The 11264-nt window shown below is 37.8% G+C and carries 11 protein-coding genes; 5 read left to right on the top strand and 6 right to left on the bottom strand.

The window, feature by feature from the left end:
- Positions 1–114: 114 nt before the first annotated feature.
- Positions 115–1374, bottom strand: coding sequence for a competence/damage-inducible protein A (locus ACR2MV_RS06755; RefSeq protein ID WP_434021144.1), 1260 nt, complete (start codon positions 1372–1374; stop codon positions 115–117).
- Between the two features lie 147 nt (positions 1375–1521).
- Between ACR2MV_RS06755 and ACR2MV_RS06750 the strand changes: the two genes are divergently transcribed.
- From ACR2MV_RS06750 to ahr, 4 genes are all read left to right on the top strand, one after another.
- Positions 1522–3018, top strand: coding sequence for a M28 family peptidase (locus ACR2MV_RS06750; RefSeq protein ID WP_434021143.1), 1497 nt, complete (start codon positions 1522–1524; stop codon positions 3016–3018).
- Between the two features lie 118 nt (positions 3019–3136).
- Positions 3137–3640 carry a hypothetical protein gene (locus ACR2MV_RS06745; protein WP_434021142.1) on the top strand — a complete coding sequence of 168 codons (504 nt, stop codon included), beginning with the start codon at positions 3137–3139 and terminating at the stop codon, positions 3638–3640.
- 4 nt (positions 3641–3644) lie between these two features.
- Positions 3645–4181 (top strand): hypothetical protein, encoded by a 537-nt coding sequence (locus tag ACR2MV_RS06740; protein WP_434021141.1) that lies wholly within the window; start codon positions 3645–3647, stop codon positions 4179–4181.
- Positions 4182–4229: 48 nt separating this feature from the next.
- Entirely contained in the window at positions 4230–5234 is a 1005-nt protein-coding gene (ahr, locus tag ACR2MV_RS06735; protein ID WP_434021140.1) for an NADPH-dependent aldehyde reductase Ahr, read from the top strand.
- A 35-nt stretch (positions 5235–5269) separates the two neighbouring features.
- Here ahr and ACR2MV_RS06730 read toward each other — a convergent pair whose 3' ends face one another.
- Genes ACR2MV_RS06730 through ACR2MV_RS06715 form a run of 4 tightly spaced genes read right to left on the bottom strand, consistent with a single transcriptional unit; the run spans position 5270 to position 8105 of the window.
- Entirely contained in the window at positions 5270–5743 is a 474-nt protein-coding gene (locus tag ACR2MV_RS06730) for a CYTH domain-containing protein (protein WP_434021139.1), read from the bottom strand.
- A 3-nt stretch (positions 5744–5746) separates the two neighbouring features.
- On the bottom strand, positions 5747–6355 hold the full coding sequence (locus tag ACR2MV_RS06725; RefSeq protein WP_434021138.1) for a fumarylacetoacetate hydrolase family protein: 609 nt from the start codon (positions 6353–6355) through the stop codon (positions 5747–5749).
- Between the two features lie 24 nt (positions 6356–6379).
- Complete coding sequence (purU, locus tag ACR2MV_RS06720; protein WP_434021137.1) at positions 6380–7249, bottom strand: formyltetrahydrofolate deformylase; 870 nt, start codon at positions 7247–7249, stop codon at positions 6380–6382.
- Between the two features lie 16 nt (positions 7250–7265).
- Positions 7266–8105: a 1,4-dihydroxy-2-naphthoyl-CoA synthase gene (locus tag ACR2MV_RS06715; protein WP_434021136.1), complete on the bottom strand. Its 840-nt coding sequence runs from the start codon at positions 8103–8105 to the stop codon at positions 7266–7268.
- Positions 8106–8255: 150 nt separating this feature from the next.
- Here ACR2MV_RS06715 and ACR2MV_RS06710 point away from each other — a divergent pair, with 150 nt between their 5' ends.
- Positions 8256–9488, top strand: a complete 1233-nt coding sequence (locus tag ACR2MV_RS06710; protein ID WP_434021135.1) for an alpha/beta hydrolase — start codon at positions 8256–8258, stop codon at positions 9486–9488.
- A gap of 6 nt (positions 9489–9494) precedes the next feature.
- Here the strand turns inward: ACR2MV_RS06710 and menD are convergent, their stop codons facing one another.
- Positions 9495–11213, bottom strand: a complete 1719-nt coding sequence (gene menD / locus ACR2MV_RS06705; protein WP_434021134.1) for a 2-succinyl-5-enolpyruvyl-6-hydroxy-3-cyclohexene-1-carboxylic-acid synthase — start codon at positions 11211–11213, stop codon at positions 9495–9497.
- Between the last annotated feature and the right edge of the window lie 51 nt (positions 11214–11264).

Below are 11264 nucleotides of genomic sequence, written 5' to 3'. Positions count from 1 at the left end.
CGTTGTTTCCAACCATTGCTCTCTTGCCCGTTAACTCACATACTCTTGACATTTCCTGACTGTTTTAATTCTTATTTCAAAACGAGGTGCAAAATTAAATATTCTTTCCTAATCTCACAAACTATTTGTGTTGTTTTTTAAAATTTCTTTTCTAAGAAGTTCCAGCGCCTTCACTGAAGCCCTTTCTATGACCTTTACTCTTGGTGTCCCAAAGAAAAACTCATTCGCATAAACGCCTGAAGAACTGGCTATTGCAATAAAAACAACCCCTACTGTTTTATCTGTATCATCCGTTGTTGGACCAGCATTGCCAGTGGTAGCTATAGCATAATCTGTTCCAAATAATTCTCTGCTATTTAAAGCCATTTCTATAGCAACTTCCTGACTTACCACGGAATGAGTTTGGATTGTTTCTGCTGAAACGTTCAGCTGGGCTTGTTTCACCTCTTTACTATATGCCACAATAGCGCCTTTAAGAAATTCAGAAGCACCTGAAATACCAGTGATCATTTTGGCAATATTTCCTCCTGTACAGCTCTCGGCAATGCTCAGGCTTTGATTGCTGGCCCTCAAAAGTTCATTGACAGACCTTTCAATAGAAGTATCATCTTCTTCTCCCACATATATATCCTTGACCAGTTTTTTTAATCGAAGCACTTCTGCGTCTAAGGATGACGCTAATTCCAACTCTGTAAGTCCCTTGGCGGTGAGTCTCAGTCGAACCCGTCCATAAGAAGGCAAATAAGCAAGTTTAATATTTGCCGGTAAATCATTTTCAAAATCACTCAGTCTTTCCGCCACCCTGCTTTCGCCCAATCCATAGGTATGCAATGTTTTATGCAAAATAAAAGGTAACTTATAATTCTCGCGTAATTTTGGTAACACAGAGGCCGTCATCAAGCCTTTCATTTCATTTGGTACACCTGGTAAAGACACAAATACCTTTTTATTTTTCTCAAACCACATTCCGGAGGCAGTTCCTAATTGATTCTTTAATATGCATGCTTTTTCAGGAAGCATGGCCTGTTGCAGGTCCATCTCAGTGAATTTATATTTAATTCTCCCAAACAAATATTTGATATGATTTTCAATTTCTTCATTCCGAACCAACGTATCATCAAAATATTCGGTCATTGTTAATTTGGTGATATCATCCTTTGTCGGCCCCAGACCTCCTGTCAAAATAACGATGTCTGCATTTTTTTCAGCCTCTTCCATGGCTTTCAATATATGTGACTTATCATCTTGAATAGAAGTAATCTGAAATACAGAAACCCCAATTTCATTCAACCTTTTTCCCAACCATTGAGAATTTGTGTCTACAATTTGACCTATTAAAATCTCATCTCCAATGGTTATTATTTCTGCCTGCATTCGTTTCTGTTTATTGCGAAACAAATATAGTCATTGACAGGTACATCATTTTTAAAAAGAACTATTAAATCTGATCCAGCGTTAAAGGCTTTATTCCTGCTTCGTATTTAATTTATATATTTATGCGCTAAAATCTAAAATAATACAATGAAAAAATCAATACTATGCATGCTCATGATTTCTTTGGGCTTAAATGTAAACGCACAAACAGATGCAGAAATGGTCCGCTCTACAGTGGTTAAAAGTGACATTGAAAGTCATATTTATTTTCTTGCCTCAGACGAGTTAAAAGGAAGGCAAACTGGTTCAGATGAATTAAAAATTGCTGCTTCTTATCTTGCAAATCACCTGCGTAAATACGGTGTAAAACCTGCAGGAGATAATGATACGTATTACCAAAATGTACCTTTCGAAAAAGTAAGTGCTCCTGCATCTATTCATTTCAAAGCCAATGATTTTTCAAGCGAGAAGTTTTTAGCGATGTCTGTAAAAAACATAGACTTCAACGGAGACGCTGTTTACCTTGGTTATGGTACCAAAGAAGATTTTGCTGCCACGGACGTTAAAGGCAAACTGATAATCGTGAAAGCAGGAACTGCAGAAACCAAAGACATGAGGTCTCAATACAGGGCAGGCAGGGCAAAAAAAGAAATGGCTCAAGCTGCTGAAGCCGCAGGTTTAGTTGAATTAGTGGAAGTGGATGAAAATCTATGGTCAAGGTATGCCCATTATTTCAATGAAGACAAAACTGGTTTAAAGAATCCTGAAAAAGATGAGAAATTTCTTCATATATGGATAGGAGACAAAGGGCTCACTGGTGCAGCCTCAATCGAAAGTGCAAAAAATCTAGATGTTGAATTAAAGATAGAAGGCATTACATCAGAAGAATTTTTTTCTCGAAATGTAGTGGGTTATTTAGAAGGTACAGATCCGAAACTTAAAGATGAGTTCATTATTTATTCTGCCCATTACGATCATATTGGAATTGGTAAACCTGATGCTCAAAACGATTCCATTTATAACGGTGCAAGAGACAATGCGGTAGGTACTGTAACAGTGTTAAGTGCTGCAGAAAACCTTGGCAAATATCCAACGAAACGTTCTTCTTTATTCATCTTGTTTACAGGTGAGGAAAAAGGATTATTGGGTAGTAAATATTATGCTGAGAATCCAGTAATGCCACTTCATAATATGGTTTACTGCTTTAACAGTGACAACGGAGGGTATAATGATACTTCAAAAGTGACCATTTTTGGCTTGAATAGAACTACTGTAGCACCACATATTATAGCTGGCGCCAAAGAATTTGGTCTTGAAGTTATTGATGATCCCGCACCGGAGCAGAACTTATTTGACAGATCTGATAATGTGAATTTTGCTAAAAAAGGAGTACCTGCACCCACATATAGTATGGGATTCACTGCCTTTGATGAAGAAATAAACAAAACATATCATCAGACTGCGGATAACCCGGAAACAGTTGATTTTGATTATCTGGAAAAATTCTTTAGATCTTATGTGCTTAGCTGTAGAATGATCTCAAACGATCCGGTAACTCCATTTTGGACGGAAGGAGATAAATATTATGATGCTGGAGTAGAACTTTACAAAGAAAAGACGGAAGAAGCTTCTGTATTGGATTAATCCAAATTTTTCGTAAATTCATAGGGCTAAAAAAACAGTGTTTTTTTAGCCCTATGAATTTTTAGGAGGAACCTAATTCTCCAATATTCATAGGATTTATGAACCCAAACCAAATCCCATGAAAAAACTATTGTTACTTTTTTTAATTTTAGGTGTTAATCTGCCAACCCAAGGGCAGGAATTACTTGTAAAAAGGTATGACGCCAACTACAACGAAATTAGTATAGATACATTTATGCTAGGTGATCTGATAATCATCGGTCACGCAAAAAAAGGAAAAAACCCCCACTATTTTCAAGGGAAAATTACAGGCATTTTTAAAGATCGAGGAGTCGTTCGAGTTTTTGATTACGCCAGAAGCACAAGGTTTATGCCTATTGCCGGAAAGAAAATTCCTGTCGATAATATTATCGCTGTAGGAAGACCGGATGAGAAAAAAATGAAAGGTCGACAGACCAGGGCTATTGCCGCAACCGCTGGTCAGTTTTTAGGCTCAGCTGTAGGTGGAGATGCCGGTGACATCATTTTTTGGGGCTCAACTGCAGGAAATGTAGTGTCTGATTTTGTCTCGAGAGAAAAACTAAGTACTGAACGAATTAAATGTGAAATTTTTGAATTTTAAAACTATGAAACTATATAAGACTCCTATTTTAATACTTTTTATCTCTTTCCTTTTTATTAGTTGTGGAAAAGAGAAAAAAGAAGATAAAACAACACCGGAAGTAGCAGAATCAGCACATCAATGGACTGAAAAAAACATGTTAGAATTTGAAAGAAACTGTGTTGGATTTCTGGAATCTGAAGATGTAAAAAATGCAAAAATTTATTGTGACTGCCTCTTAAAATCATCTATTGAGGCCTATCCCGACGCACAGGTTGCTATGGAACTTGAGCAAAATCAAATTGTTGAATTATTTGTTAATTCGAAGTGTATAGACGATTTATTGTTGATAAAAATTGAAGATCCCTGGACCGAAGATGTTGAAAAACTCTTTCTCGATCATTGTAAAAAAGCTCAAAAAGAAAAAGGTGCTACAGATGAAAAAGCAAACAGTTATTGCGATTGTGCCTTAGGTGAGATAAAAGAAATAGTCCCTAATCCGCAGCATGTTATGGCATTGACTGAAGAAGAGTTAGCGCATATATTAGAAAAGTGTAAATAGTAAGAATTTTTATTGAAAACAATCAATAACCCCCGAAAATAAATAATTATGAAAGTAAATGCATTTGCCGTACAAGAACCCAAAGGAAAACTAGAATCCTACTCTTATGAGTTAGGAGATTTAGGAGCAGAAGAAGTTGATATTAAAGTTTCTCATTGTGGAATCTGCCATTCAGATCTAAGCATGATCAATAACGAATGGGGCATGACCATCTACCCCCTTGTGCCGGGTCATGAGATAATAGGTGAAGTCATCAACGCAGGTCCAGCTGTAAAAAATCTGAAAGTGGGTGATAAGGTAGGCCTGGGTTGGCTGTCTGCTTCCTGTATGAGCTGCTCTGAATGCATGGATGGTTCTCAACATCTATGCTCAAACAATGAAGCGACCATCGTCGGAAGACATGGCGGGTTTGCAGATAAAGTAAGAGGTCATTGGTCCTGGGCGATTCCACTACCAGATAAAATTGATCTGGCAAAAGCAGGACCACTCCTTTGTGGTGGCATTACCGTATTTAATCCCATTATTCTTGCAGGAGTAAAACCAACAGATGCGGTTGGTGTTATTGGTATTGGCGGCTTAGGGCATATGGCCCTGAAATTTTTAAAACATTGGGGCTGTGAGGTTATTGCTTTTAGCTCTAATCCTGATAAAAAAGATGAAATACTTGCTATGGGAGCTTCGAAGGTGGTTAATTCACGTTCTCCGGAAGAGCTTGCCAGCATTGCAGGAACACTCAGTTTTATATTAAATACAACCAATGTAACACTCGATTGGAATTCTTATCTGACCTGTTTAAAACCCAAAGGGAAATTTCACACGGTTGGAGCCGTTTTAGAACCGATGGCTATTCCGGCTTTTTCTTTAATTATGGGAGAAAAATCAGTTGGAGGCAGCCCCATTGGAAGTCCAGAATTGACAAAGACCATGCTCGATTTTTGTGTACGGCATGACATTTATCCAACAGTGGAAGAATTCCCAATGGAAAAAGTGAATGAAGCCATGACCCACCTAGAAGAAGGAAAGGCGAGGTTTAGAATTGTCTTAAAAAACTAAATAATAAAGGTGAATGAGAGATCATTCACCTTTATTTACCATTCTTTATAGGGGTTTTTCGCCAAGCTTGAATTGTAGTATTTTACAATTCCAGTTACTTCTTTCCCTAACCATTCCGGTTTTTCAAATTCTTCAAACTCATTGGCCAATTCTATTTCGGCCAGCACGAGCCCCTGATTTTCAAGAGCAAATACATCTATTTCATAGGTGTGTACTCCTACTTTGACATAATAGCGTTCCTTGTCTATCATTCCTGTTTCGCACAAGGCCAGCAAATCAACAGCTTCGCTTTTTGAAATCTCTTTTTCCCATTCAAATCGAGTGGTTCCTGACGTGTTCCCAATTCCTTTAACCGTGATAAAACCACTTTCCGAAATCAATCGAATACGAACCGTTCTTTCAGGCACAGAAGAGAGAAAGCCTTGAACAATGCGTTCTTTTTTATATGCCTCTTTGATAAACTGATCATTGCGGAGTAGAAACTTCCGCTCTATCTCTAACTGGTCCAACTATTATTTAATTTTAATATGAAACATTTCTCTTCCCTCCAAGGTTCCCAGCAATGTGTCGTTTGCCGCTACCCTTCCAACTCCCGCCGGAGTTCCTGTAAAAATAACATCTCCTATTTTTAGGGTAAAAAACTGGGAGACATAGGCAATCAACTCATCAATTTTCCACAACATATGCGAAGAGTCCCCATCCTGAACGACGGTGCCATTTTTGATCAATTGAAATTTCAAGGCCGAAAGATCAAATTCCTTTTTGTTATAATACTTCCCAATAACCGCACTGCCATCAAAAGCTTTTGCTTTTTCCCAGGGAAGCCCTTTTTCTTTTAAAGTTTGTTGAAGATCTCTGGCGGTAAAGTCAATTCCAAGACCTATTTCTTCATAATATTTATGCGCAAATTTTTGATCGATAAACTTCCCAATCTTATTGATTTTTACCAAAACCTCCACTTCATAATGAATGTCTTGAGAAAAAGGAGGAATAATAAATGGATTCTTTTTTAATAAAACCGCTGAATCCGGCTTCATAAAAACAACAGGTTCTGCCGGCCTTTCATTGGCAAGTTCTTCTATGTGTTTGGCATAATTTCTACCAATACAGATTATTTTCATACGCTTTTATCTTTTCTAATTTTATCACTCCCCTGCCTCAGGGAAAACAATAGCTCTGTTATCCGAAACAATTATTTGATTCTGAAGATGCCACTTAACGGCCTTGGCAAGTACAAGTCGTTCAATATCCGCTCCAATCCTTTTAAGTGTCTTTGTAGTACTCTCATGAGTGACTCTTTCAACACCCTGTTCAATAATTGGCCCTTCATCCAGATCTACTGTCGCATAATGAGCTGTTGCCCCAATCAACTTTACGCCTCTTTCATAGGCCCTTTGATAAGGGTTTGCTCCTTGAAAAGCAGGTAAAAAAGAATGATGAATATTGATGATTCTCTGTGGGTACTTATTGATGAAATCCTCTGAAAGTATTTGCATATAACGGGCCATGACAATTAAATCAATGTCATATTTTTCTAAAAGTGCCACAACTTCTCCCTCTTGCTTTGACTTATCCGTTTTAACAACCGCTAAATGAAAATATGGAATTCCAAACATTTCCGATATATTTCGAAGTTTGTCATGATTACTAATGATCATCTCCACGGAACAATTTAAATCACCTTCACGTTGTCTTTCCAGTAGGTCATACAAACAATGACTGGTATGCGACACCATTATGGCGACCTTTTTTTTATCACTTTCATAATTGATAGACCAATTAATTCCCAACACCTGAGACAAAGCTTCAAACTGACTTTCAAGATCTGCCTTTGAAAGCGCGACCTCTTCTGCGCTCACATGGATACGCATAAAGTACTTATTCTCAGCTTTATTCACGTGCTGCTGACAACTGAGAATATTAAAGCCCTGTTTAAAAAAAAAGCCTGTTATTTTAGCTACCAACCCTTTTTGGTCTTCACATTGAATGAGTACCGTAATTTTCTGATTTTTCATTTGATTCTGTGAGCTACTAAGGGATCCATTTTTTTTCAAAATTAGGTTTCCTTTTTTCCAAAAAGGCATCCCGTCCTTCTTTTGCTTCGTCGGTCATATAAGCTAATCTGGTGGCTTCTCCGGCAAACACCTGTTGTCCGACCATCCCATCGTCTGTAAGGTTCATAGCAAACTTCAACATCTTAATAGATGTTGGTGATTTGGCCAGAATTTCCTGCCCCCATTCGTAGGCTGTATTTTCCAGTTCCTCATGAGGAATAACCGCATTGACCATACCCATTTCATAGGCTTCCTGCGCTGAATAGTTTCTTCCAAGGAAAAATATTTCCCGTGCTTTTTTCTGACCTACCATTTTGGCCAAATAAGCAGACCCATAGCCACCATCAAAACTCGTTACATCGGCATCTGTCTGTTTAAATATTGCATGTTCCTTGCTTGCCAACGTCAGGTCACAAACCACATGCAGACTATGTCCTCCGCCAACAGCCCAACCTGGCACTACCGCAATAACCGCCTTCGGCATAAAGCGAATCAAACGCTGCACTTCTAATATATTCAGTCTGTGGTATCCATCTTTCCCCACATAGCCCTGATGACCTCTTGCCTTTTGATCTCCTCCACTACAAAATGAATAGACTCCATCTTTACTGGAAGGACCTTCGGCCGACAGCAGTACAACACCTATAGTTACGTCTTCCTGTGCGTCATAAAAAGCATCATACAACTCTTTGGTAGTCTGAGGCCTAAAGGCATTTCTTACATCTGGTCTGTTAAATGCGATTCGTGCAATTCCATCACATTTCTTATAGGTAATGTCTTCGTAATCTTTAACAATTTGCCATTTGGGTTGATTCATTTGATAAGTTTTACAATTTCTACAAAATAATTATCCTCTTTTCTCGTTGGATAATTAATTAAACGAAGCGAAATTAACAAAAGTTTAGATATTAAACTTCTTGTTGATCGTTTTTGTCGTGCAAACAAAAAACAATTTAAATCATTTCTCATGAGAAAGTTAATGCTGTTATTCTTCTTTATTTCATTTATTGGATACGCCCAGGACAATATTGTATACAAGAAATTCAATTCGTTTAATTTAAATCAGGAAAGGATCCTGAAAATTTATATACCCGAATCTTTTAAAGAAAATAATAAAAATACCTATCCGGTAGCCGTGTTGATGGATGGTGAATTTCTATTCGATGTGTATGTTGCCAATTCGAAACTGTTCGCTGCGAGAGATAAAGCACCAGAGCAAATTGTAGTTGGTATTTATCAGAATCAGAACCAGGAAAGATATTCTGACTGTGATTATAGCGAAGATACCGGCCTGCCCAATGAAGAGAGCTCTAAATTCTATGGCTTTGTCAGAGACGAGCTTTTACCATATTTAGACGACAATTATCCTACTTCATTGTTCAAAACAGTGGTTGGAAATACATTAACCGGGAATTTTATCAATTATTTCTTTTTGGAAGAGACCCCTGTATTTAATGCTTATATAAATATCAATCCGAGTTACGCTCCGGACCTGCATCAAAAGCTAGAGCTTAAAAGTCAAAGTTTGATTACTCAGTATTTTTATTATTTAAGCGGTGGTGATTTTAACACTGAAAAAAGAACAGCATCTATTAACAGTACCAATGGATTGCTTAAATTATCAGAGAACCCAAACTTTAAATACCATTTTGATGATTTCTCGAATGCCAGTAAAACGGCTTCTATAGGGCAAGCGGCTGCTAGCTCCATAGGTTTCACCTTTAGACAATTTGCTGCCATTTCTCAACAGGAGTTTGATGAAGAGATTGCGGAGATGGAACCAGGAGATGCGATTGAATATCTGGAAAGAAAGTATGTTGAAATAGAGTATCTATATGGATCCAACGTGAAGATCAGAGAAAGTGATATTTATAAAATTGAACCTATCATCATTGATAAACAAAATGGCGATTACCTCGAAGAATTTGGTAAAATGATTATGAGACTCTACCCTGACACACCTCTGGGAGATTATTATATTGGCCTGTATTATGAAACTGGGTACGAATACAAGAAAGCACTCAAACATTATAAAAACGGTTATGCCAAAATTGGTTCGGACAATGCCAATTCCGACGGTTATTATGCCAATATTGAAAGAGTTCTTGAAAAACAAAGAGCAGAACGATTAGGCTATATCGATGGCGAGGCTCCTTCTAATGAAGAAGAGGAACCTAACAACGAGGGCGAAGGTCTATAGTGCTCTTTAAGCGAGGGATTTAAAATAATTTTTTAAAACCTCATCATTGATCTCAGGCGGGGTAAACAACTCCAAAAGAACAGGTCTTTCTGAGGGTGCATAAAAATTTGCTAATCCTGCTGACAGTTCATTCAAGTTTTTGGCGCTCAGATAGTTGAAACCATGCATTTTGCATAAATCAGCTGCCTGCAAATTATGCGGTGTATCAAAAAACTCTAAGGCATCGGAAGATTTTGGTCCGGGTATGATCCTAAAAATGCCTCCTCCACTATTGTTTACCAGGATGATTCTGAAATTTTTTGGTATGTATTTGTTCCAAAGTGCATTGCTATCGTAAAAGAAACTTATATCTCCACTTATTAAAACAGTTTGCTCCTTATTCTCAAGGGCAGCACCAATCGCCGTAGAGGTACTTCCATCGATTCCACTGGTTCCTCGATTACAAAATACACTAAGATCTTTCTTTAAGTCAAAGAGTTGTGAATACCTGATAATCGAACTATTTGCAAATTGTATTTGCGATGGTACGGGAAGACTTTCTAAAATCAGATCAAAAACCTTCATATCTGAATACTGAATCTGCGCCAGGTATTTTTGATGAGCCCTTTTTCGATCCTCTTTCAAATCCAGCCATTTTTTCTGATAATTGCTGTCAGTATTTTTTGTTAAGAAAAAAAACTGGCTAAAAAACAACTGAGGAGAAACACTGAAGTGCTTTGTTAAACAATGATAGGTATCCATGGAGGTATAGCGATCCACATGCCAATGTTCCATGGGCTGTTTCTTCCTGAGGAGCTGCTTGATGCGTTTGGAGACCACCATGCCTCCAAAACTCAATAATATATCGGGCTTCAAGGCTTCAAACTCTTCTTCCTCCAATGGAAAAATCAATTGATCTATGCAATTGATAAAACCCTCATCAGATATATTCGAACTGGTTTCTGTCAAAACGATCACCGATGGATCCTTTATTAGATGACGCATTTGAACCGATAACAACTCATCCGGATAATTACTTCCAATAATCACCATCTTTCTTTTAGACGCATTCCATTTATCAGCAAATACCTCTAAGGAAGCTACATCCAAAGGCTTTTCATCCATTAAGGAATCTTCAAGCCTTCTTTCACCAACCTCAATGAGAGATCCAAAATCGTATAAACCGGGCACTGTTTCATACAGCGGTTCATCAAAAGCAATATTAATATGAACAGGGCCCATGTGAAACTTTGCCGTCTCTAACAGGATTCTCAAATCTTTGGCAAAACCAACCAGATCCTTTTCCAAATCGTCTTTACTAGCATATTCAGCTTCTGAAGGCAGGTTTACTTCAGACAAAATATGGTTGATGAAAACCCCCTCCTGTCTTATGGTTTGTCCATCACCTATATCGATCAAATGTTTAGGTCTGTCCGCTGAAATCACTACCAAGGGAATATTACTGTAAAATGCCTCAGCAATAGCAGGATAATAATTTAATAATGCAGAACCAGAGGTACAAAGTAATACCACAGGTTTTTTAGATTGCTGGGCCATGCCTAAAGCAAAAAAAGCCGCACATCTTTCATCAACAATACTGAAAGCATGTATATCTGGGTGATTTACAATCCCAAGTGTCAGCGGCGCATTTCGAGAACCCGGTGAAATGACCACTTTTTTGATTCCCTGTGCGACGCATGATTGCAAAAGTAATTGAGCTATTTTCTTTTCGGGATATTTAGGCATTTATGGAGGTAAAAATACAGAACAAAAATACGTGTTTTTTTTGGGACTCTA

This window comes from Lutimonas sp., from assembly GCF_051011215.1.
Taxonomy (GTDB): domain Bacteria; phylum Bacteroidota; class Bacteroidia; order Flavobacteriales; family Flavobacteriaceae; genus Lutimonas.
This window is presented reverse-complemented; position numbering and strand designations above follow the sequence as displayed.